Origin of the sequence: Brevibacterium sp. 'Marine', from assembly GCF_012844365.1 — a bacterium.
Lineage (GTDB): Bacteria > Actinomycetota > Actinomycetes > Actinomycetales > Brevibacteriaceae > Brevibacterium.
Window position 1 is genome coordinate 1,023,232 of the sequence record NZ_CP051626.1, and the last position, 22,765, is coordinate 1,045,996.

The window sequence follows — 22,765 nt, forward strand, 5'->3', positions numbered from 1 at the left end:
ACGCTTTGGCAAGACAGTCTGTGTTGCTCGCCACAAGGTGTGCAAATATGGGCACATGTCCAAACGCTTCCTGCTCCGTGACGCGCTCGCCGAATTCCCTCCCTATGTTCCCGGCAAGCCTCCCGTCGCATCCCCGGGCCTGACCCCGTTCAAACTGTCCTCGAACGAAAATCACCTGCCGCCGCTGCCGGGCATCGTCGAATCGGTGGCGACCGCCTCGGCGACTCCGGGGAACTACCCCGATCCCACCGCGGCCGCGCTCGTGGCCGACATCGCCTCCCACCTCGATGTCGAACCCGCCGAGGTGGTCCCCGGCGCCGGTGCCTCCGAGGTCCTCACGGCGCTGACGAACATCACCCTCGAGGCGGGCACCTCCGTGGTCTATCCGTGGCCGTCGTTCGAGATGTACCCGATCCTCGCCTCGGCGCGAGGTGCCCAGAAGCGCCCCGTCGATCTCCTGGCAGACGGTCGCCACGACTTCACCGGCCTGGCTGCGGCGATCGACGACACCACCCGCCTCGTGCTGCTGTGCTCGCCGAACAATCCGACCGGTCCGACGATCACGGACGCCGAACTCGACGGATTCCTCGCCGAGGTGCCCGAGTCCGTCATCGTCGTCCTCGACGAGGCGTACCTCGAATTCGCCACCGAGGCGGTTGACGGTCTGGCCGCGCGGAAGCGGCACCCGAATCTCGTGCTCGCCCGCACTTTCTCGAAGGCGCACGGCCTGGCGGGTCTGCGTGTGGGCTACGGCATCGCCGACGTCGAGATCGCCTCGGCGATGCGACAGGTCATCGCTCCGTTCTCCGTCACCGCCGGCGCCCAGGCCGCGGCCCGGGAATCGCTGTCCCGGGTCGACGAGGTGGCCGTGCGTGCCAAGGAGATCGCCGCGGTGCGCGACCGGTTCGCGCACGATCTGCGGGAGCTGGGTCTGTCCGTGCCCGATGCCCAGGGCAACTATGTGTGGATCGCGCTCGACCCCGAGGCGGCCGTCGCCTTCGAAGGCGCGTGTGCCAAGCAGGCCGTGGCCGTGCGTCGCCTGCAGGGCGGCGTGCGTGTGAGCATCGGCCCCGACGAGGCGCTCGAGCGCGTGCTCAAGGTCGCTGCGTCGCTGTGACGATGAGTGCGGAGACGACGGTGGGCACTGACCTGGACGGACTTGCGGCCGAACTGAGCGAAGGCGCCCTGGTCACCGATCGGGATGTCATCGACTCCTATTCGGCGGACAAGGCCCTGTTCTGTCCGGTGGGGACCGCCTCGGCGCTCGTTCGTGCTGCCGACGTCGATGATGTGGTCGCGGTGATGCGGTTTGCCACCGCGCATCGGATCCCGGTGGTCACTCAGGGTTCCAGGACGGGTTTGTCGGGGGCGGCGAACGCCACCGATGGGGCGATCCTGCTCAACGTCGCGAAGCTGAACGCGATCGTCGACATCGACGAGGTGAACCAGACGTGCCGTGTCCAGCCCGGTGTCATCAACCAAGATCTCAAATCGGCTCTGGCCGAGCACGGTCTGTCGTATCCGCCGGATCCGGGGTCGGTGGCGATCTCCACGATCGGCGGGAACGTCGCGACGAACGCCGGCGGCATGTGCTGTGTGAAGTACGGGGTGACGCGAGACTATGTGCGGGGACTGACCGTGGTCCTCGCCGATGGGACAGTGACCCGGTTGGGTCGGCAGACGGCGAAGGGTGTGGCCGGTCTCGATCTGGCGGGTCTGTTCGTCGGGTCCGAGGGGACTCTGGGAGTCATCGTCGAGATCACCCTCGGGCTCAGACCTCTGTTGGCTCCGCCGGTGACGGGAGTCGGGATCTTCCCGGATCTGGAGTCGGCCGGGCATACGGTGTCTGCGTACATGGCGTCCGGGGCGGCCCCGTCGATGCTCGAGCTCATGGACGGAGGCACCGTGGGCATGATCAATGCCTATGGTGATTTCGGGCTGCCCGACGGGGCCGGTGCGCTGTTGTTGGTGCAGTCGGATGCTCCGGGGCAGGCTGGTGTGACCGAGCTGGAATCGTTCGAGGCGATCGCCAGGGCGCAGGGTGCCGATGAGGTGTTCTTCTCCGATGATCCGGCGGATTCGGAGATGCTGGTGGCGGCCCGGCGTGCGGTGTCTCCGGCGATGGAGAAGTACGTGTCGGGGCTTGGTGGGGGAGAGCTCATCGATGATGTGTGCGTTCCTCGGTCCCGCCTCGGCGAGTTCTTCGCCAGGTTGGACGAGATCGCGGCCGCGCACTCGGTGGAGGTGTCCACGGCCGGTCATGCCGGGGATGGGAACATGCATCCGAGTGTGCTCTTCGATGCTCACGATCCGGCGAGCGTGGCCGAAGCGAAGGAGACGTTCGCGGAGATCATGCAGCTGGGTCTCGATCTGGGTGGGACGATCACGGGCGAGCACGGGGTCGGGTATCTGAAGAAGGACTGGCTGGTGCGCGAACTCGATGCCGGCGCTCAGATGCTGCAGTCGTCGATCAAGTCCACGGTCGATCCTTTGGGGATCCTCAACCCGGGTAAGATGCTCGGCTGAGCTCCTCGGGTGATCGAACTCAGCCCGGTCGGCGCATATCGAAGCGCTGATCCGAGCTGATCCCGAAGTATGCGGTCGGTCCGCCGCCGCGCAGCACCGGCTCGGCGGCGGCTGTGTCGACGATCCCGTCGGTGAGCAGGGATTCGTCGAGATGGACCCCCACCACTTCACCCACGGTGAACCACGAGCCGGAGCTCTCCCCGTCCGCGGTGCGCAGGTCGATGATCTGAGTGACTCGGCATTCGAAGGTCGCCGGTGAGGCTGCCACACGTGGCGCAGAGATCTCCACGGACTCGGCCGCCTCGACGTCTGCGGCGGAGAACTCGTCGACCTCCGCGGTGGTCGACGAGGCGTTCATCGCCTCGGCGAGGGTCCGAGTGACGAGGTTCCAGGTGAACTCCCCGGTCTCTCGGCAGTTGGCAACGGTGTCCTTCCACGCGTTGCTGGAGAAGCCCACGAGCGGTGGAGAGTAGTTCAGCGCATTGAAGAACGAATAGGGCGCGAGATTGCGGCGGCCCTCGGCATCGACTGTGCCGATCCAGCCGATGGGTCGCGGTGCGACGATGGCGTTGAAGGGGTCGTGCGGCAGGCGGTGGCCCTCGGACGGGCGATAGAAGTGGGTCACCCGACCATTCAAGCAGTAGTTCCGGGAGAGCGCACTGTGACTGAGTGTTGCGCACGATGACGGAATGCCGCTGCGACGACGGCGGACGTGCCTATCGTCTGTGACATGACCCTCACCCAGCTCCCCGTCCTCGACCTCAGCCTGGCCGGTGACCCCGCGACCGCCGAGCAGTTCCGCGAGGATCTGCGTCGCATCACTCACGAGATCGGCTTCTTCTACCTCACCGGCCACGGCATCCCCGACGCCGAATTCAGCCGCATCATCGATGTCGCCGGCCGCTTCTTCGCTCTGCCCGAGGACGAGAAGCTCGCGATCGAGAACACGAACTCTCCCCACTTCCGGGGCTACACCCGCACCGGCGGTGAACGCACCCAGGGACGCGTCGACTGGCGGGAGCAGATCGACATCGGCCCCGAACGCGCACCCGTGGCCGAACCCGTCCACGACTTCGACCACCTCACCGGACCCAACCAGTACCCGGAATCGCTGCCCGAGCTGCGGGAGGCCACCGAATCCTGGCATGCCCGTCTGAGCGAAGTCGGAGCTCGCCTCCTCGAACAGTGGGCGCTCAGCCTCGGCCAGCCCGGCGACCACTTCGCGTCCGCGTTCGCCGAGGATGCCGAATCCTTCATCAAGATCGTCCGCTATCCCGAAGCCGAATCCGAGTCCGTCACCCAGGGCGTGGGCGAGCACCGCGACGGCGGCACCCTCACCCTGCTCTACCCGCAGCCGAGCACCACCGGTCTGCAGGTGCTCACCGACGACGGCTGGATCGATGCGGATCCGATCGAGAACACCTTCGTCGTCAACATCGGCAAACTCCTCGAAGTCGCCACGAACGGCTACCTCAAGGCCACCGTCCACCGGGTCCTGCCGACCGGGCCCGGTCAGGACCGCATCTACATCCCGTTCTTCTTCAACCCGGCACTGAGCGCCCGCCTGCCCGAAGTGGAGCTGCCGGCCGAACTCGCCGGCGAGGCTCGCGGTGTCACTCAAGACGAACGCGATGCCCTGCACGCCGTGTACGGAGAGAACGCGTTCGCCTCCCGGTTGCGTTCCCACCCGAACGTCGCCGAGAAGTACTACCCGGAGTTCGTGAACGCTCAGGTCTGAGAGGTCGGGGGCGGGACCGATCGTTCAGCGGCGATTCCGGTCAGACAGCTCCGCGATGTCCTCGGGCCGGACGCGGCAGCAGCCGCCGGTGATCCGCGCGCCGAGGCGGGTCCAGGTCTCCACCGGCCACGACCCGACTCCGGCTTCCGCACCGTGGCTGCGCCATGCCATAGCGTCTGCGTCGTATGTCTCGCCCGAGTTCGGGTATGCGATGAGCGGCAGGTCGGTGTGCTGCGAGAGCGCCTCGAGTGCGGGTGTGACGAGGGACGGACGCACACAGTTGACCCCGACCGCCTTCACGCTCGCTGAGGCGGTCACCGCCTCGGCGAGGTCCGCCAGACTGCTGCCGTCGGGCAGGGTCGGGATCTTCGCGTCTGCGGTCGTGTGCGTGCCGGTCTGTAGGGTCACGGTCACCCACGCGGGAAGACCGGTCTCCTCGACCAGGTCGATGATCGCTGCGATCTCGTCGAGGCGCGGTTGGGTTTCGACGGCGAGCAGGTCCGCTCCCGCCTCGGCGAGGGCATCGATGCGCGGACGATGGAAGGCGGTGTACTCCTCAAAGCTCAGATGGTAGTCCCCGGAGTACTCGGCGCCGTCGCCGAGTGCTGCACCATACGGGCCGACGGAACCGGCGACGAGGACATGTGAATCCGGTGCCGCACTGCGCGCGATCCGGACGCTCTCACCGATGATCCGGCTGCCCTCCTCGGCGCTGATTCCCGCCTCGGCGAATCCGAGCGGGGTCGCCTGGTAACTCGCGGTCGTCAGTATTCGGGCCCCGGCGTCGGCGAAGGCGGTGTGGACAGCGAGCAGAATGTCGGGCTCACGGCGGATGAGCTCGGCCGACCACAGCGCATGGTCGAGGTCGATGCCGCGATCCTCGGCGGCACTGCCCAGCCCGCCGTCGATGACGATGGGGGCGGCCTCTGCGCAGGTGAGCATCTGGGTGAACGTCATGGACTTAGTTAAGCTTGTCTGGTGACTACAGACCAATCCCCGGCAGCATCCGAGACCGCGCCCATCAACGACCGATCACAGTTCGGCTTCGAGGTGGGCACCCGCCTGGACACGGGCGGACGCACCGGAGTCATCCGCACCCCGCACGGCGACATCCGGACCCCCGCATTCATCCCGGTCGGCACGAAGGCCACGGTCAAGGCGGTGCGCCCCGACGAGGTCGCCGAACTCGGCGGCCAGGCGGTGCTCTCGAACGCCTACCACCTCTACCTGCAGCCGGGCTCGGACCTCATCGACGAGGCCGGCGGGCTGGGGAAGTTCATGAACTGGCCGGGACCGACCTTCACCGACTCCGGCGGATTCCAGGTGATGAGCCTCGGCTCGGGGTTCAAGAAGGTCATCTCGATGGAGTCGACGGGGGAGCAGAACGACGACCTCGTCGCCGTCGGCAAGGAGCGGCTGTCGAACGTCGACGACGACGGGGTGACGTTCAAGTCCCATCTCGACGGGTCGATGCACCGTTTCACCCCTGAGATCTCGATGCGCGTGCAGCACGAACTCGGCGCGGACATCATGTTCGCCTTCGACGAGCTGACCACGCTGGTCAACACCCGCGGCTACCAGGAGGAGTCGCTGGAGCGGACCCGACTGTGGGCGATCCGCTGCATCGAGGAGCACTTCCGCCTCACCGAGGAGCGGTCGCACCGGCCGTACCAGGCGCTGTTCGGTGTGCTGCAGGGTGCGCAGTACGAAGACCTGCGGCGCAAGGCCGCCCGCGACCTGGGCGCCATGGACTTCGACGGCTACGGCATCGGCGGGGCGCTGGAGAAGGAGAACCTCGGCATCATCATCCGCTGGGTGTGTGAGGAGCTGCCGGAGAACAAGCCGCGGCACCTGCTGGGCATCTCCGAACCCGACGACCTGTTCGAGGCGATCAAGACCGGCGCGGACACCTTCGACTGCGTCTCACCCTCCCGCGTGGCCCGCAATGCCGCGATCTACACCCGCGACGGCCGGTACAACCTCACCGGCGCGAAGTACCGCCGCGACTTCGGCCCGCTCGACCCCGACTGCTCGTGCTACACGTGCCGGAACTACTCGCGGGCCTACCTGCGGCACCTGTACAAGGCGAAGGAGATGCTCTTCTCCACCCTGTGCACCATCCACAACGAGCACTTCGTCGTCTCGCTCGTCGACGAGATCCGGCAGTCGATGGTCGACGGCCGCTTCTCAGAGTTCGAGGCGGACGTCCTCGGCCGGTACTACGCGAAGAAGTAGGCGCGGACCCGGTGGTGGCGGCGATCGTCCGCCGGTCCGTTCCGGTCGGTCATCGACTTCTGATCAGCACATCGAGTTTTATCTCGATGACCTGATCAGAAGTCGATGACGGCCGAGGACGAAACTCGATGACACTTGCCGCAGACCACCGTTCGTACCTGGCCGACCACGCTGCGTCCGGTGCCAGCCGCGCTGGGCGTCCGGTTCGCCTAAGCCCTGGCGGAGTCGAGTTCGTAGCTGGGTTCGTGGCGTTTGACGAGCTTGATGACGCGGTAGGTCACAGGCAGGAAGATGATCTCGACGGCGACCTTGTAGACGAAGCCGACGACGATGTAGTTGAGGAAGTCGAGTCCCGGGATGACTCCGGCGAAGGCGATGACGCAGAACAGCAGCGTGTCGACGAACTCGCCGACACCGGTCGACGTGAGCAGACGCACCCACAGCTTCGACTCGCCCATGCGCTTCTTCACCGCCACGAGCACCCAGGAGTTGAGCAGCTGGCCGACGAAGTAGCCGACGAGGGAGGCCGCGACGATGCGCGGGTAGAAGCCGAGCACCGCCGCGAAGGCGTCCTGGTTCTCGTAGCCGGGCCCAGGAGGCGAGATGAGCACGAGCCAGAAGACGAAGGTGGCCAGGATCTGCAGGCCGAAACCGGTGATCACAGCCTTGCGAGCGGCTTTGAAGCCGTAGACCTCGCTGATCACATCGCCGAGGATGTAGGCGATGGGGAAGAGGAATGCGCCGCCGTCGGTGACTACGGGTCCGAAGCCGATGACCTTCGTGGCCGAGATGTTCGAGATGATGAGCACCGCGCAGAACACGGCGAGGAAGACCGCATAGTAGCGGCCCCGAGAGGAAGCGAAAGCTGCGAAACGTGCAGCCGAGGTGGTGTGCGCCGGATCGGGGGTGCGACCCGGCTGCCCAGACTCAGACTCGGAACGCCCAGACTCAGGACTCTTCTGCGACAACGGTGATTTCCTTTCCTCCGGTGACCGTGAGCAGCTGCTCATACGTCAGGGGCACCATCGAATTCGGTGTCCCCGCGCCGGCCCAGAGAACAGGATAGTCCTTCAGCGACACATCGACATACGTGGGGATCGGGCCCGGATGACCGCAGGGAGCGACCCCGCCGATGACCTGCCCCGTGGCCTCACGGACGAGTTCCTTCGACGCCCGGTCGAGGGAGTCGACGCCGATGAGTTCGGCGACATGGGCGGTGTCGACCCGGTGGGCGCCCGAGGCCATGATGAGCACGGGGGAGCCGCCGGAGGAGAAGATGAGGCTGTTCGCGATCGCCCCGACCTCGGTGCCCAGGGCCTCGGCCGCTGCCGCTGCCGTCGGCGTCGAGCCGTCGAAGATCTCGATGCGCGGATCGATGCCCGCAGCCGTGAGATCGGCGGCGACCGCCTCGTGGTTGGGGTGGTCCCACCTCGCCGAGGCGGCTCCGGACTCGGCCTCGGTCGTGGCCTCCTCGCCCTCGTCGTCCGCCTCGGTGACGGGTTCGGCGAGACCGCGACGACGCAGCAGCGGGGCGACATCCGGGCGAGTGCCGAAGAAGCGTTCGATCGCGGCCATCGGGTCGACCGAATAGCCGGGCGCGAGGATGGCCGCGCGGAAGGCCTCACCGGCTTCCCGGTTGAGCCCGCCCTGGGCCTCGAACCATTCGCTCACCCAGGCGGCGATGACCTCGGAGTAGAGGTAGGAGTAGTAGCCGGCCGCATAGCCGGAGGCGAAGATGTGTCCGAAGTACGTCGACCGGTAACGGGGCGGAACGAGCGGGGAGAACCCGGCCGCGGCGAGCACCTCGGATTCGAAGGACAGCACATCGGTAATGTGTTCACCCGCCTCAAGCGAATGCCAGGACAGGTCGAGCATGGCAGCGGCCAGGTATTCGATGGTGTCGAAGCCCTGCCCGAACTTCTCTGAGGCGATGAGGGCGTCGACGAGTTCGGGCGGCATCGGCTCACCCGTGTCGACGTGCTTGGCGAAGTGGGGGAGGACCTGCGGGTGGAAGCGCCACATCTCATTGAGCTGGGACGGGAACTCGACATAGTCGCGCGGAACCGCAGTGCCTGCCGTCGACGGGTAGGTCGAGTTCGCGAACAGCCCGTGGAGGACATGACCGAATTCGTGGAACAACGTCGTCAGCTCGGTCGGATTGAGCAGAGTCGGGCGTCCGGGGCCCGGCTTGGCGAGGTTGAGCGAGAGAGTGACGACCGGCAGCAGCCCGGTCAGTCGGGAGGCAGGAACCAGCTGGTCCATCCAGGCTCCGCCGCGCTTGGTGTCCCTCGAGTAGGGGTCGATGAGCACGAGCCCCAAGGGACGTTCGGTGACGTCGGTGACCTCGTAGACGCGGACGTCCTCATGCCAGGCAGTCACACCGTCGTAGGGGGCGAAGGTGATGCCGTACAGGCCGGTGGCGGCTCGGAAGACGCCCTCGGTCAGGACCGCGTCGAACTCGAAGTACTTGGCCACCTCGTCGGGGTCGATGCCGAACTCGTCGGCGCGGAACTTCGCAAGGTAGTACTTGACGTCTTCTGCTGCGACCGTCTCGAGGCCGTAGCGGGTCTTGACCTGTGCCAGCTCCTCATCGAGTTGGGCGTTCGCCGGATTGATGAGAGAGGAGACGATATCGGCAGCGGCATCGGGATTGCCCGCGGTCTGATTGTCGACGGCGAAGGACGAGTAAGAGGGGTATCCGAGCAGATGCGCCTTGAGCGCACGCAGCGCCGTGGTGTCGGCGACCTGGGTGCGGGTGTCGCCGTCGCCGCCGCGGGAACCGCGCGCCATCGAATTGTTCAGCACGTGCCGGCGCGTCTGCGCTGTGTTCAGGGATTCGAGCACACCCTGCTGGGTGAAGTTGTTCAGCGGCAGCAGGTAGCCGTCGACGCCGCGCTCGGCGGCGCGATTCGCCGCTGCCGCAATCTGATCGTCGTTCATCCCGGCCAGGGAATCGGCCTCGCTGAGGTGGACGGCCAACTCGCGCGTATCGAGCTGCAGAGCGCGGGAGAAGGAGTTCTCCAGCGTGGTCAGCTCGGCCGCGATCGTGGCCATCTGCTCTCGTTCCTCTTCGCCGAGGCGGGCTCCCGCACGCACGAAGAGATCGATGGTCAGTTCCTGCTGACGCTTGTCCTCGGGGTTGAGGTCGGCGACCGAGACCTGTTCGATGCGGTGGAAGAGGTCCACGTTGAGCAGGATCTCGGTCTGGGCGGCCGACAGGAGCTCCCAGATCTCGGAGATGGCGTCGGTGAGTTCGGGACGGAGATGATTCGACTCGATGGCTGCCGCCACGGAGGCGATGCGGGTCATCGGCACGGACGCGGATTCGAATCTCACCGTGGTGGAGAAGAACGTGGACTCGGCGTCGTCGGCGACGATGGCAGCCACCTCGGCGCGGGCGAAATCGGTGGCCGTGTGAACCGCGGTCAGCAGCGTCTGTGCGGTGACCGCGGAGAAGTCGGGCAGCGAATAGTCGGTCTGCGGGTCGAGGAACGCTTCCCAGACATCGATGCCGTTCGGATCTGCGTTCATTCTCGACGATTCACTTTCTTAGCGGTTGAGGGTTCGCTCCGATCCTAACGTGAGTCGACCGACCAGTGCATGATCGCTGGTTACACTGGTTTCCATGGGCACTGGGCAGGGCAAGTCCCTCACACTCAACAGCGCGTTCCGGCTCGGTTTCACCGGAGCCTTGGGCGTGGGGCTGGCGATCCTGGTGATGACGGCGCTGCAGTCCGTGGCGACAGTGATCATCTACATCGGTCTGGCGCTGTTCCTCGCCCTCGGGCTCGAACCGATCGTGCAGTGGCTCGTCGATCGCAAGGTGCCGCGGTCGCTGTCGGTGCTCATCGTCGTCGTGGCCTTCATCCTCATCGTCGTCGGCGTTGCGCTGCTCATCGCTCCGGCCGTGATCAGTCAGATCCAGACGTTCATCGCGGATCTGCCCGGAATCGTGGCGAACCTCGCCACGACCGGATGGGTCACCGAGCTCGAGGAGCAGTTCACCGGCGCGATCGACATCGATGCGGTGTTCGCCAACATCTCGGACTGGGCTTCGGATCCGAAGAATGTGCTCTCCCTCGGCGGCGGCGTCGTGTCCATCGGGGCGGGAATCCTCAGCTTCCTCACCGGTGTGATCATCGTCGTCATCCTCACCATCTACTTCGCCGTGTCCATGCCGACGATCAAATCCGCAATGTTCTCCTTGGTCGCGGCCTCATCGCGGCCGACGGTCGAATCCGTCACCGAGGAGGTCACCCGTTCCATCGGACGCTACGTCCTCGGTCAGGTGTCCTTGGGAGTCGTCAACGGTGTGTGCTCGGCGATCTTCCTCACCATCATCGGTGCCCCGTTGCCGGCGCTTTTGGCGTTCGTGGCGTTCCTCGCCTCGCTCATTCCCCTGGTGGGACCGATCACCGGCGCGATCATCATCACTGCGTCCTGTCTGATGGTCTCGCCCGGGCTGGGCATCACGGCCGGCATCTACTATCTCGTGTACATGCAGGTCGAGGCGTATCTGCTCAGCCCGCGGATCATGAAGGCAGCGGTCGACGTGCCCGGTGCCTTGGTGATCATCGCCGCGATCGCCGGTGGGACCTTGGGCGGCGTGCTCGGTGCGGTGGTCGCGGTGCCGGTGGCCGCCTCGGCGCTCATCATCATCCGCAAGGTCGTCGTGCCCGCGCAGGCGAAGAAGTAGGGGCGGCGGAGAGAACGTCAGCTCTGGTCGTTGTGGCCGCCGGAATCGATTCGAGTGACGATGGCGTGGATGATGAGCTTGACGATGAAATAGGCACCGAAGTACCCGGCTCCTGCCGCGACCAGAGTGACAAGCAGGTTGCTCTCTCCGGTTCCTGCCATGGCCAGTCCCGCGAAGATTGCTGCAGAGATCGCCGCGAGGTACGGGATCAGTCGGAGGACGGGGGATTCGGGCTCGCTCATGGGGCTGAGTCTAGCAACGGGGTACCGGAGCATCGATGCGGAGTCTAGGGTGGAGCCCATGACTGAAGCGGGCTGGAGCGCTCAGCGCGACGAGGCCATCACCGAGGAAGCGCGGGCCCGGGGAACGAAGCTGCTCGAGGTGAAGACCCTCGGACCGTCGAAGGCAGACCCGAACTATGCGCGGACCCGTCACTTCTACGAGAAGATGGGCTTCCTGCCGCTGGAGGAGACCGACCTGTGGGGAGCGGATACGCCGTGCCTGATCATGGTGAAGTCGGTGGGATGACACTGCCGAATCGGGCACAGATTCTTCCAGCCCACGGGGCGATTCAGCAGCGCCCGGCTGACCAACATGACGTCGAAATGGCACGAAGCCTGTCGACCGACCCCTCTGTGCCGTTGACCGGTTCGCTGCTTGGCACTGCCGACAAGGCGGAAGCCAGTTCTTGGGTCCGTCGGCAGCAGGGCCGCCACGCAGAAGGCCGTGGGTTCTCAACAGACGCCCTTATCGCGTTGACGGATTTCGGTCTGTCGATTCCTCAGATCCAGCGCATCGATCTGTATATCGAACCCTGGAACGTTCCGTCTCTTCGCACGGCTGGACGTGCGGGATATCTCCGCGGTCAGTTGTTCGTGGAGCACCAGACAATCGGCGGCAGACTCTGCGACGCAATCGACTTCACAGCTTCTTCTTCCGAATGGGGAATGCGGCGACGATGGAAATGACAGCTGAACCTTTTGTGCTCGCCTACCCTTTCACTGGTCGTTGGCTGGTCCAGAACAGTCCAGGGGATCGTGTGCCGAGCCACGGGACCACGCGGTTCGCGAGTTCGTACGCGATCGATTTCGTGCCGGTCGATGGCTCCGGGCGGTCGGCCGCATTCGGACTCGAGTCGCTGTTTCGTCCGGAACAGCCAGAGAAGTTCATAGGTTTCGGCCGCGACGTACTCGCACCTATCAGAGGCACTGTTGTGGCAATCCACGACTCCGCGGCAGATCACCCGGCCTACCGGGGTCTGCCTTCGCTCGGCTATGCGATGACTCAACGCAGACGGGTCGATGCCGGATGGCCCGCACTCGCCGGGAACCACGTGATGATCCGAAGTGATGTCACTGTTGTTGCCCTCTGCCACCTCCAACAGGGGAGTGTCGAAGTTCAGGTCGGACAGACTGTCCGGATCGGCCAGAGGCTCGGGCGCTGCGGGAATTCCGGCAACAGCACCGAACCTCATCTGCATGTCCAGGCGATCAGCAGTATGGACATCTCCCGTGCAGACGCTGTACCGATTCGATTCGAAGATACGCTGCCCACCAATGGCACCATTGTCGAAGCGTGAGCGGACTCTCCGAACTCGATCACGAAGCAATGACGAACTATTGTCCGCACCTCGGTTCCGGCTTAGGGTGAGAGGACACGGACACATCTGCTCCGCGTCGGCCACGAAAGCCCGGCGCAGCGTGCGAAACGGCATGAGAGACGGGGTGGATGGACTCACACGAAGGAGTGTCATGGCAGTCTACTCAGCACCCGGTACCGACGGCGCGCTCGTCACGTTCAAGCCCCGTTATGAGAACTACATCGGAGGAGAGTGGGTGCCGCCGAAGGACGGCAACTACTTCGAGAACATCACCCCCGTCACCGGGCAGGCCTTCACCGAGATCCCCAGCTCCACAGCCGACGATGTCGAGACCGCACTCGATGCAGCATGGGCCGCGGCACCGGCCTGGGGCAAGACCTCGGTCGCCGAACGTGCGAACATCCTGCTCAAGATCGCCGATCGCATCGAATCCAACCTCGAGATGCTCGCCGTCGCCGAAACCTGGGACAACGGCAAGGGCATCCGCGAACCGCTGGCCGCAGACCTCCCGCTGGCCGTCGACCACTTCCGCTACTTCGCCTCGGCCATCCGGGCGCAGGAAGGCGGCATCTCACAGATCGACGACGACACCGTCGCCTACCACTTCCACGAGCCCCTCGGCGTGGTCGGACAGATCATTCCCTGGAACTTCCCCCTGCTCATGGCCACATGGAAGCTCGCACCGGCGCTCGCCGCCGGCAACTGCGTCGTCCTCAAACCTGCCGAGCAGACCCCGGCGTCGATCCTCGTCCTCGCCGAACTCATCGGCGACCTGCTGCCTCCCGGCGTCCTCAACATCATCAACGGGTTCGGTGTCGAAGCCGGCAAGCCGCTGGCATCGAACAAACGCATTCGCAAGGTCGCCTTCACCGGAGAGACGACGACCGGTCGCCTGATCATGCAGTACGCCTCGCAGAACATCATCCCGGTCACCCTGGAGCTCGGCGGCAAGTCACCGAACATCTTCTTCGACGACGTCATGGCCGCCGACGACAGCTTCAGAGACAAGGCGCTCGAAGGCTTCGCGATGTTCGCCCTCAACCAGGGCGAGGTCTGCACCTGCCCCTCGCGTGCACTCGTCCAGAACTCGATCTTCGACGACTTCGTCGCCGCCGGAGTCGAACGCGTCCGCTCCATCAAGCAGGGCAACCCACTCGACACCGACACCCAAGTCGGCGCACAGGCCTCGAACGACCAGTTCGAGAAGATCATGTCCTATCTGAAGATCGGCAAGGATGAAGGCGCCGAGGTGCTCATCGGCGGCGACAAAGCCGAACTCGACGGTGACCTCGCCGGCGGCTTCTACATCCAGCCGACGATCTTCAAGGGCACGAACAAGATGCGCATCTTCCAGGAGGAGATCTTCGGACCCGTCGTGGCCCTGACCTCGTTCTCCGACTACGACGACGCGATCGCCACCGCCAATGACACCCTCTACGGCCTCGGAGCCGGCGTCTGGGCCCGCACCGGAAACACCGCCTACCGAGCCGGACGCGACATCCAGGCCGGCCGCGTCTGGGTGAACAACTACCACGCCTACCCGGCCCACGCCGCGTTCGGCGGATACAAGTCCTCGGGCATCGGACGAGAGAACCACAAGATGATGCTCGACCACTACCAGCAGACGAAGAACCTGCTGGTCAGCTACTCCGAAAATGCACAAGGATTCTTCTGATGAGTGACACCACCGAAACAGCCGCCCTCGAATCGACACCGACGATCGAGGGCGAAGAGAAATCGCGGGTGGCGATGACTCAGGCCGCCATCGACCTGCTCGCCGGCCTCGTCGACAAACACGGACAGCTCATGTTCCACCAGTCCGGCGGCTGCTGTGACGGCTCGTCGCCCATGTGCTTCCCCGAAGGCGACTTCCTCACCTCGGAAGCCGATGTGCTGCTCGGCCACTTCGACCTGCCCATCGACGATGCGGAGAAAGCAGGACTGGACTTCTGGATGTCGACGGAGCAGTTCGAGTACTGGAAGCACACGCATCTGACGATCGATGTGGTGCCGGGCCGCGGCAGCGGCTTCAGCGTCGAATCACCGACGGGAAACCGCTTCATCATCCGCTCGACGCTCATGGACGTCGGCTGAGGTCTGCACCTTCCCACTGAAAAACGGGCTGAGTGCCGAGAAACGCGCGCGCACATGCGTTTTTCGACACTCAGCCCGTTTTTCGGCGAGGCCTACTTCAGCTGCTCCGGCTCGCCGAGGGAGAGCATCAGACGGTTCGCCCAGTTGAAGAAGGCGGCACAGTTCAGGGCGTCGATGATGTCGCCGTCTCCCAGACCCGCCGCACGCAGCTGCTCGACGTGCCGGGCACCGAAAGCCTGCGGGGTCAGCGTCAGCGCGACCGAGGCATCGACCACGGCGTCCCACACCTGATCACCGAGGCGGCTCTTCGTGCCGATTCCCTCGTCGAGGAGGCGCTGGACGAGTTCCCGACGCCCGGATTCCTCGGTGGCTCGATCGGAATGGATCGACGCGCAGAACAGGCACCCGTTGAGCCGTGACGCCGCAGTCGCCGCGAGTTCGCGTTCGGCTCGCCCGAGACCGTCGGTGGTGTTGAAGAAGATGTCGAGGTCCGTCAGCGTCCGCGCGCGCAGGGCTGCAGGATCGCGGGCGAGCAGTCGGAAGTACGGGTTCTTCGCCCGCCCGGCCTCGATGAGCGAGTCACGCTGCGTCTCCGTGAGCTCCGCCTCGGCGACGGGCGCGATCCACGGCACCCAGCCGAGACCCGACTGCTGGAACAGTGTGGGCCGTGCCAGATCCGGGTACGTGTTCACTCGATCCCCGACGGCGGTCAGGGCACCAGATTCCCTCGCCGAGGCGGCCGCCTCGTCCTCGTTGACCACGGCGTTGCCTGCCCCGCCGGTGTCCCGCGACAGGGAATCCGGGACAGGGGCACCGGCTGCGATCGGCGCAAGCGCGAGTGCGGCCAGCCCGGTGCTGATGCGGATCTGAAAGTTGAGGAACGACACGAGCTGAGCCAGGGTGACGATGCCGTCCTCGTCCCATCCGGATTCCAGCAGCAGGGCGAGGTGCGCCGGCCTGGCATCGCGCGGATGGAGCGCAAGGAGATGAGCAAACTCGAGCCCCGAGATGAGCCGGGCTCCCAACGTCTGGCGTGACTGTGTGTCGGCGGTGAACCACGGACCGGGCACATTCTCCGCCGACAGTGCCGCGGAATCGACGATCCCGTAGGGTCCGCGCACCTCGGCGCGCGAATCGAGTGCGAGCACCGCCTCGTCGAGGAGTTCCGCGACCGCCCACGACGCGGCTTCATCTTCGTCCCGAAGCAGGTCACGGTAGAACTCCTCGGCACGGTCCGAACCGAGCAGTCCGGCGGTGAACGCGGCCACGGCATAACGCTCCCGGTAAGACACACCGCGCGGATCCTCGGGCTCGAGCAGAGCTTCGAAACTCAGCTGGGCGTTCTCCTTCGCCTGCGCCCGGTGATCACGCAGCTCATCGAGCGGATCATTCGCCGCGATTCCGGCGAGGAGGTTGATGATATCGGCCATCTCAGTGCACCCGCTCCTTGGTCACGGAGAACCCGAGGGCCGGGGCCACCTCGGTGGCGAGCAGTTCGATCGACCGCAGGGCGGTCTCGTTCGTCGCCGGCACCGAGTGCACCTGGAAGCTGACGTCCGTGGCCCGGTCGAGGACGCGGTCATGCTGCAGACGTTGGCTCACCTGCTCGGGCGTGCCGAGGTAGGTGTCGGTGGCGATGAGGAGCTCGTCGAGGGTCAGTGACGACGTGTCATAGCCGACGAGTCGGTCGGCCTCGGCCCGCAGCGCCGGTTCGGTGACTTCGCGCAGCCGGGGCAGATCCTCAGCATCGGCGACCACGGCGGTACGAGAGGCGAGGATGCGCGGTTCGGCTCCGTCCGGCAGCTGCGAGAGATAGGTGTCGATGACCGGCAGCTGCACCTCGTCGAGGCGTGCCGCCGGATCGTCCTGGGGGCGCGGCTGTGTCCGCGAGAGCATGAGTCCGTCACCGGCAGCGCCGGCCGCACCGGCCCCGTCGGCGGAGAACGTCGCCTGCCACAGGCGCCGCTCCAGGTTCGGACGTTGCCCATCGGGGGCAGGGTAGAGACCGTGATCGGTGGGAAGCCGGTCACCTGAGAACAGTGTGCGCAGGGTCGCGAGGTTGTCGGCGAAGACCTCCCGACGCTCATCGAAGCTCGTTCCGAAGGCCGGGAACGACTTCGGGTTCCCGCCCGAACCCAGACCGATCTCGAGGCGACCGGCGGAGAGTTCGTCGAGGACGGCGGCGTCTTCGGCCACCCGCACGGCATTCTCCATCGGCAGGGTGATGATCGCGGTGCCCAAGCTGATCCGGCGGGTGCGGGCGGCGGCGTGGGAGAGGAAGACGAGCGGGGACGGCAGTCCGCCCTCTGCTGCGGAGAAGTGATGCTGGGCGACCCAGGCGGAATGGAAGCCGAAGTCCTCAGCTGTCTCGATCTGTTCGAGCGCGAAGCGATAGCGGTCTACGGCCGGAGCGTCCTCGAGCAGGCGGGTGAAGAAGCCGAGCTTCGGTCCGGTCACCTGAGTGTCGGTGGCCTGAGGGTCGGTGGGGTGAGGGGTCATGGTTCTCAGCTTTCTGCTGCTGCGGTGAGCAGGGTCGGGGTCGCGGGTCGATCATTCGCAGGCGCTGCTGCGGCCGACAGCGTCGCGGGACGGGGGATCGCCTCGAGCAGAGTGCGGGTATAGGCAGACCGCGGGCGAGTGAAGATCTCTTCGGTCGCGCCATCGTCGACGAGGCGCCCATGCGACATCACGGACACCGTATCAGCGATCTGACGCACGACGGCGAGATCATGGGTGATGAAGACATAGGTGAGACCGAGCTCCTGCTGCAGCTCATCGAGCAGAGTGAGGATCTGCGCCTGCACCGAAACGTCGAGAGCCGAGACCGCCTCGTCGAAGACGACGAGCTCGGGTTCGACGATGAGAGCGCGGGCGATCGCCACTCGCTGCAGCTGCCCGCCGGAGAGTTCGGCGGGACGCCTGTCGAGGAACTCATTCGGCAGCGCCACCCGATCCATCGCCTCGGAGACACGCCTGGGCCGGGACGCACGATCGCCGAGGCGGAAGTTGCGCAGAGGCTCGGTCAGGGTCGACCGGATCGAATGTTTGGGATCGAGAGCGGAGAACGGGTTCTGATGCACGAGTTGGACGGTGCGCCGGAACTCCCGCAGCCGCTGCCGCGAGGGACGACCGCGCCCGAGCTCCGCGGCGTCGAAGTCACCGATGCGCACATGCCCGGACTGCGGGGTGAGGAACCCGGTCAGCGCCTTGCCCGTGGTGGTCTTGCCCGAGCCGGACTCGCCGACGAGACCGTGCGTGGTCCCGCGCGCCACCGTGAAACCCACACCCTCGATGCCGGTGATCCGATCATCCGTACGGTCGAAGACATGGGTCAGCGATTCGACGGAGACGAACGGGTCTGCGGACTGAGTGGTCGCCTCGGCGCGGGCAGTTCGTGCCTTCGTCTGCAGTGCGGGAGCATCGGCGATGAGGCGGGAGGTGTAATCGGTGGCCGGGTCGGAGAAGACCCGTCCGGCCGGCCCCGATTCGACGATGCGTCCGCCCTGCATGACCACGACCTCGTCGGCGCGTTCGCCGGCGACGGCGAGATCGTGGGTGATGAAGAGGATGCCCATCCCGGTCTCGGTGCGCAGTTCGTCGAGGAGGTCGAGGACCTGCTTCTGCACCGTCACGTCGAGGGCGGAGGTGGGCTCGTCGGCGATGAGCAGGCGCGGGCGCAGCGCGATGGCAGCGGCGATGAGCACACGCTGCCGCATCCCACCGGAGAGCTCATGCGGGAACTGGTCGGCCCGTTTCTCCGGCTGGTCGATGCCGACCCGGCCCAACAGCTCGACGACCTGGGCGCGAGCCTCGGCGCGGCCCGCGCGACGGTGGATGTGCAGCGCCTCGGCGACGGACTTGCCGACCGTCTGCAGGGGATTGAGCGAGGACCCCGGATCCTGCGGGACATAGCCGATCTGAGATCCGCGCACACCCCGCCAACCGGAGGTGCCCAGGCTGAGCAGATCAACCTCGCCGAGGCGGATCCGCCCGGCCGCGACCCTGGCCGAGGAGGGCAGGAGACCGATGACCGCGTTCGCCGTCGTCGACTTCCCCGAACCGGATTCCCCGACCACGGCCGTCATCGAACCGGGACGGACCACGAGATCGAGCTCGCTCACGGCCGGTGCCGCGGAGCCGCCTCGGTGGGAGTAGTCGACGGACAGGCCGTCGATGCGCAGCAGTGAGGAGTCGGTCATGATGTCACCTTTCGCAGGGTGTTGCCGATCTGGTGGGTGGCGAGCACGATGGCCATGACCACGAGGCCGGGCAGCACTGTCAGCCACCAGGCGGTGGCGACGAAATTGCGGCCCTCGGCGATGATGAGCCCCCATTCCGGGGTGGGCGGCGGAGTGCCGTAGCCGAGGAACCCGAGAGTGGAGATCTGGAGGATCGCCGAACCGACCTGCAGCACCGCGAGCGAGAGCACGGGAGAGATCGAATTCGGGAGGATATGGCGGACCAGGACGGTCAGATAGGTGGCGCCGGACCCGTAGGCCGCGGCCACGAAATCGCTCGTATTGATCTGCACCGCCTGTGACCTGGCGAGACGTGCGAACTGGGCGATGGCGGTGACGCCGACGGCGATGGCCGCATTGATCGTCCCGAAGCCGAGGACCACGACGATCGAAAGGCTGAGCAGGATCGCGGGGATCGACAGCAGCACATCGATGGACCGCATGAGCACATCGTCGACGAGTCCGCGCCGGGTGCCGGCGATGAGTCCGATCGTGGTGCCGACGATCAGCCCGACCCCGACAGCCACGAGCGCGGCCAACAGGGACTGGGAAGCGCCGTAGACGACTCGGGTGAAGGCGTCGCGGCCGGTCTGGTCGGTGCCGAACCAATGCTCGAGGCTCGGGGCCAGCAGCGCGGGGGTGTCTCCGCCGTCGTTGGGGTCGAAATGGGTGAAGAGGCCGGGGACCAGCGCCCAGGCGATCGCGATGAGCAGAACCAGAGCGGAGACGATGGTGGCCGGGGTGAGCGCGGCGCGTGCCCGGCCGCCGCGTGCGCGCCGGTTCTCGGTGACCTGGCCGCGGGTGAAGACGATGCTCATGAGTTCTTCTCCTTCGACTCGTCGTCCCAATCGAGGTCGACGCCGACGCTGGCCGCAGTCGCCGTCATGGCGCGACGGGTGGGTTCGTCGTGGCTGCGCAGGGCCTTGCCCGCCGAGGCGGCGCTGCGTTTCGTGCGCAGCCGGACGTCGATGACGGGGTAGAGGAGGTCGACTGCGAGGTTGATGATGACGTAGCCGAAGGTGGCGATGACCACGACGGCCAGCAGGATCGGATTGTCCCGGTGGGTGACCGCTTGAGCGGTGATGAGTCCGATGCCGTTGCGGCCGAACACGGTCTCGGTGACCACGGCGCCGGCGACGAGCTCGCCGAAGACGAGGCCGATGATCGTCAGCCCCGGCAGCACCGCATTGCGGGCGACGGTGTGGACGAGGATCCACAGTTCGGAGGCGCCCTTGGCCGTGGTGACCTTGACGAAGCCGGAGGCCTGCACCTCGGTGATGGAGCGGATGAGCACCTGGGCGATCGGGGCCGAGAGCGGAACCGCCACGGTCAGGGTCGGCAGCACGAGCGCCTCGGCGGGGCCGGGATCGACGACGGAGACGACCCCGAGTTGGAAGGAGAAGACCTGGATGAGCAGGATTCCGAGCCAGAACACCGGGATGGAGATGAAGAGACTGGGCACCGAGTCGAGGACCCGGCGCACCCTGGCCGTCGGCCCGGTGGACGGACCGAAGGTCGCGAAGACGGCGATGACCACGGCGAGGACGAGGGCAGTGACGAAACCGGAGGCCGCGAGAACCACGGTCGACGGCAGAGCCGCCGCGATGATCGTCGACACGGCCGCACCGGTCTGGACCGAGTAGCCGAAGTCGCCTGTGAGGAACCCGGTGAGGCTGGTGAGGTATCGGCCGAACCAGGAGTCATCGGCTCCGGTGGCCTCACGGATCTCGGCGATCTGATCGGGAGACAGACCCAGGGCGGGATCGGCGAAGCGGGCAGTGACGCCGTCTCCGGGGATGAGGCTGAGCAGGATGAAAGCCGCGGTGAACGCGAGCAGCAGCACGAGGACCGCTTGGCCCAGGCGCAGGATGAGGTAACGGGTGTCGAGGATCATTTCTCTCCTGCCAGCCAGGTGCTGTAGAAGTCGGGTCGTCCCACGGGTTCGGTGGCGAAGCCGTGGACGCGGCGGCGGAAGGCGAAGACCTGCGGCTCTTCGAAGAACGGCAGCACATAGGCCTGGTCGACGAGGTAGTTCTGGACCGCCTCGGCGGCCTGTTGGCGTTTCTCCTGGTTCGGTTCGGCAGCCAGTGTCTCGAGGAGTTCGTCGATCTTCGCATCGATCGAGTCATCGTCGGCGTCGGTGCGGTCGACTCCGTTGAGGAAGACGTCGCGGTTGATCGAGGAGTAGTTCGAGCGCAGATTGTCGAAGTCGGCGCGGGCCACCATCGAGTGGTAGATCTGCACGGTGTCGAGTTCGAGGGCGTCGAGAGTCTGCTTCGATTGGTCACCGGGGTTGATTGACAGGCGCACGCCCACGCGGCGCAGATGCTGTTGGATGAGGGTCTGAACCTCGTTCGACCGGGGCTGCGGCAGCGCGATATTCACCGTCAGCGCCAGTGGCTGACCATCCTTGACGCGATAGCCCTGCCCGTTGCGCTCACTCCACCCGGCCTGATCGAGGAGGCGGTTCGCCTTCTCCGGGTCGAAGTCCCAGGATCCCGACTGGTCGACATATCCCATGGCGCCCTTGGCCAGCAGGCCGGTGGCCAAGGGGTAGTTCGGGGTGAAGAGCTTGTCGACGATCTCCTGGCGATCGATGGCGGCGATGAGCGCTCGCCGAACGTCGATATCGGACAGCAGGTCGTGGCGGAACCGGAGATTGATGCTGTTGTTGATGCCGTTCGTCGCCTTCGCATAGAGGCGCAGACCCTGCTCGGTGACACGGGACTCATCCGGGGCCTGGACGTCGCGGACGCCGTCGGCCTGTCCGGAGAGCACGGCCCCGATGCGCACGGAGTATTCGTTGTTCGTCAGATAGTCGATGCCGTCGAGGTGGGCCCGGCCCTGATGCTTCAGATGCGGGGGCGCCCAGTCGTAGTCCTCGCGGGCACGGACGGAGAGCTTCGTGCCGATCGTCTCGGCAGTGATGTGGAAGGGGCCGCAGGTGTGGATCTGCGTGGCGCCGCCCGGGCCGAAGCCCTCGGCATCGAGGTCGAGGGTCGAATCGGCGAGCAGTCCCGCGTTCATCGTCGACGTCGCCTGCGCGAAACCGGGGGAGGGGGCCGAGAAGTGGAACCGCACCCGATTCTCGTCGAGGACTTCGCTGCGCTCGTAGTTCGAGATCTGCTCGGACACCGGCAGCGTGCGCGATTCGTCGCCGCGACCGAAGAGATCGAAGTTCTTCGCCACATTCTCCGGCGTCAGCGGCGAACCGTCCGAATAGGTCACACCCTCGCGGATGGTGAACGTGTAGGTCGTGGCATCGGCGTTCGTCTCCGGCAGTTCGGTGGCCAGCCACGGGTGGAGTTCGAGAGTCTTCGGATCCTGCCACAGCAGACGGGCGGAGATGTTGTTCATGATCCCGCCGTTGGGGTAGAAGCCGACCGACGGCGGGTAGAGCAGCGTCCAGGTCTGGGGTTCGAAGTAGGTGAGCACTCCGCCGCGGACGGGTTCGCCCTCGGCCAGCGAACCGGAGTCACGCGGTGTGCAGGCGCTGAGGGTGAGCAGAGCGCCGAAGCCGAGACCGAGGCTGAGGACCGAGCGGCGGTCGAGGCGTCGCTGAGTCAGACGCGCTGAGGTGGAGAGACGGTGGTCCGTCATAGAAGAGGTCCTTCGGGTCAAAGGGGTGGAACAGGAGG

At 66.0% G+C, this 22,765-nt stretch carries 21 protein-coding genes; 10 read left to right on the forward strand and 11 right to left on the reverse strand.

The features are described from left to right. Positions 1-55: 55 nt before the first annotated feature. The gene (locus tag HF684_RS04405; RefSeq protein WP_169251517.1) at positions 56-1,117 is read left to right on the forward strand and encodes an aminotransferase class I/II-fold pyridoxal phosphate-dependent enzyme; all 1,062 of its coding nucleotides are present in this window, start codon (positions 56-58) and stop codon (positions 1,115-1,117) included. Between the two features lie 2 nt (positions 1,118-1,119). Then, positions 1,120-2,526: an FAD-linked oxidase C-terminal domain-containing protein gene (locus HF684_RS04410; protein ID WP_169253758.1), complete on the forward strand. Its 1,407-nt coding sequence runs from the start codon at positions 1,120-1,122 to the stop codon at positions 2,524-2,526. 19 nt (positions 2,527-2,545) lie between these two features. On the opposite strand, the gene HF684_RS04415 is transcribed toward HF684_RS04410, so the two are convergent. Beyond that, a complete protein-coding gene (locus HF684_RS04415) occupies positions 2,546-3,151 on the reverse strand; it encodes a flavin reductase family protein (protein ID WP_025778780.1) in 606 nt (201 codons plus the stop codon). A gap of 105 nt (positions 3,152-3,256) precedes the next feature. Here HF684_RS04415 and HF684_RS04420 point away from each other — a divergent pair, with 105 nt between their 5' ends. After that, entirely contained in the window at positions 3,257-4,264 is a 1,008-nt protein-coding gene (locus HF684_RS04420) for an isopenicillin N synthase family oxygenase (RefSeq protein ID WP_169251518.1), read from the forward strand. A 24-nt stretch (positions 4,265-4,288) separates the two neighbouring features. On the opposite strand, the gene mmuM is transcribed toward HF684_RS04420, so the two are convergent. Beyond that, complete coding sequence (gene mmuM / locus HF684_RS04425) at positions 4,289-5,221, reverse strand: homocysteine S-methyltransferase (RefSeq protein ID WP_169251519.1); 933 nt, start codon at positions 5,219-5,221, stop codon at positions 4,289-4,291. Between the two features lie 21 nt (positions 5,222-5,242). Between mmuM and tgt the strand changes: the two genes are divergently transcribed. Further along, on the forward strand, positions 5,243-6,499 hold the full coding sequence (gene tgt / locus HF684_RS04430; RefSeq protein ID WP_211168066.1) for a tRNA guanosine(34) transglycosylase Tgt: 1,257 nt from the start codon (positions 5,243-5,245) through the stop codon (positions 6,497-6,499). 209 nt (positions 6,500-6,708) lie between these two features. Here tgt and HF684_RS04435 read toward each other — a convergent pair whose 3' ends face one another. Further along, positions 6,709-7,320 carry a queuosine precursor transporter gene (locus tag HF684_RS04435; RefSeq protein WP_169253760.1) on the reverse strand — a complete coding sequence of 204 codons (612 nt, stop codon included), beginning with the start codon at positions 7,318-7,320 and terminating at the stop codon, positions 6,709-6,711. Positions 7,321-7,447: 127 nt separating this feature from the next. After that, positions 7,448-10,030, reverse strand: a complete 2,583-nt coding sequence (locus tag HF684_RS04440) for a M3 family metallopeptidase (protein ID WP_169251520.1) — start codon at positions 10,028-10,030, stop codon at positions 7,448-7,450. A 94-nt stretch (positions 10,031-10,124) separates the two neighbouring features. Here HF684_RS04440 and HF684_RS04445 point away from each other — a divergent pair, with 94 nt between their 5' ends. Next, positions 10,125-11,195: an AI-2E family transporter gene (locus HF684_RS04445; protein ID WP_169251521.1), complete on the forward strand. Its 1,071-nt coding sequence runs from the start codon at positions 10,125-10,127 to the stop codon at positions 11,193-11,195. Between the two features lie 17 nt (positions 11,196-11,212). On the opposite strand, the gene HF684_RS04450 is transcribed toward HF684_RS04445, so the two are convergent. After that, complete coding sequence (locus HF684_RS04450; protein WP_169251522.1) at positions 11,213-11,437, reverse strand: hypothetical protein; 225 nt, start codon at positions 11,435-11,437, stop codon at positions 11,213-11,215. A gap of 58 nt (positions 11,438-11,495) precedes the next feature. Here HF684_RS04450 and HF684_RS04455 point away from each other — a divergent pair, with 58 nt between their 5' ends. The 5 genes from HF684_RS04455 (at position 11,496) to HF684_RS04475 (ending at position 14,889) form a co-directional block, all read left to right on the forward strand. Continuing rightward, on the forward strand, positions 11,496-11,723 hold the full coding sequence (locus HF684_RS04455; RefSeq protein ID WP_169251523.1) for a hypothetical protein: 228 nt from the start codon (positions 11,496-11,498) through the stop codon (positions 11,721-11,723). Then, entirely contained in the window at positions 11,720-12,163 is a 444-nt protein-coding gene (locus HF684_RS04460) for a GNAT family protein (protein WP_211168067.1), read from the forward strand. The genes HF684_RS04455 and HF684_RS04460 overlap by 4 nt, the downstream gene beginning before the upstream one ends. Beyond that, complete coding sequence (locus HF684_RS04465; RefSeq protein WP_348981434.1) at positions 12,154-12,774, forward strand: M23 family metallopeptidase; 621 nt, start codon at positions 12,154-12,156, stop codon at positions 12,772-12,774. The genes HF684_RS04460 and HF684_RS04465 overlap by 10 nt, the downstream gene beginning before the upstream one ends. A 172-nt stretch (positions 12,775-12,946) precedes the next feature. Next, a complete protein-coding gene (gene adh / locus HF684_RS04470; protein ID WP_169251524.1) occupies positions 12,947-14,470 on the forward strand; it encodes an aldehyde dehydrogenase in 1,524 nt (507 codons plus the stop codon). After that, positions 14,470-14,889 (forward strand): DUF779 domain-containing protein, encoded by a 420-nt coding sequence (locus HF684_RS04475; protein WP_127363926.1) that lies wholly within the window; start codon positions 14,470-14,472, stop codon positions 14,887-14,889. The genes adh and HF684_RS04475 overlap by 1 nt, the downstream gene beginning before the upstream one ends. A 92-nt stretch (positions 14,890-14,981) precedes the next feature. Here the strand turns inward: HF684_RS04475 and HF684_RS04480 are convergent, their stop codons facing one another. From HF684_RS04480 to HF684_RS04505, 6 genes are read right to left on the reverse strand one after another with little or no spacing between them, the layout of a single operon-like run. Next, entirely contained in the window at positions 14,982-16,319 is a 1,338-nt protein-coding gene (locus HF684_RS04480) for an alkylhydroperoxidase domain protein (RefSeq protein ID WP_169251525.1), read from the reverse strand. Between the two features lies 1 nt (position 16,320). Beyond that, positions 16,321-17,388 (reverse strand): putative FMN-dependent luciferase-like monooxygenase, encoded by a 1,068-nt coding sequence (locus HF684_RS04485; protein WP_169251526.1) that lies wholly within the window; start codon positions 17,386-17,388, stop codon positions 16,321-16,323. Between the two features lie 5 nt (positions 17,389-17,393). Continuing rightward, on the reverse strand, positions 17,394-19,088 hold the full coding sequence (locus HF684_RS04490; protein ID WP_169251527.1) for an ABC transporter ATP-binding protein: 1,695 nt from the start codon (positions 19,086-19,088) through the stop codon (positions 17,394-17,396). Beyond that, positions 19,085-19,945, reverse strand: a complete 861-nt coding sequence (locus HF684_RS04495) for an ABC transporter permease (protein ID WP_169251528.1) — start codon at positions 19,943-19,945, stop codon at positions 19,085-19,087. The genes HF684_RS04490 and HF684_RS04495 overlap by 4 nt, the downstream gene beginning before the upstream one ends. Further along, positions 19,942-21,021 carry an ABC transporter permease gene (locus tag HF684_RS04500; protein WP_169251529.1) on the reverse strand — a complete coding sequence of 360 codons (1,080 nt, stop codon included), beginning with the start codon at positions 21,019-21,021 and terminating at the stop codon, positions 19,942-19,944. The genes HF684_RS04495 and HF684_RS04500 overlap by 4 nt, the downstream gene beginning before the upstream one ends. After that, positions 21,018-22,727, reverse strand: coding sequence for a TIGR04028 family ABC transporter substrate-binding protein (locus tag HF684_RS04505; protein WP_169251530.1), 1,710 nt, complete (start codon positions 22,725-22,727; stop codon positions 21,018-21,020). Before HF684_RS04505 ends, HF684_RS04500 begins: the two co-directional genes overlap by 4 nt. Positions 22,728-22,765 lie beyond the last annotated feature (38 nt).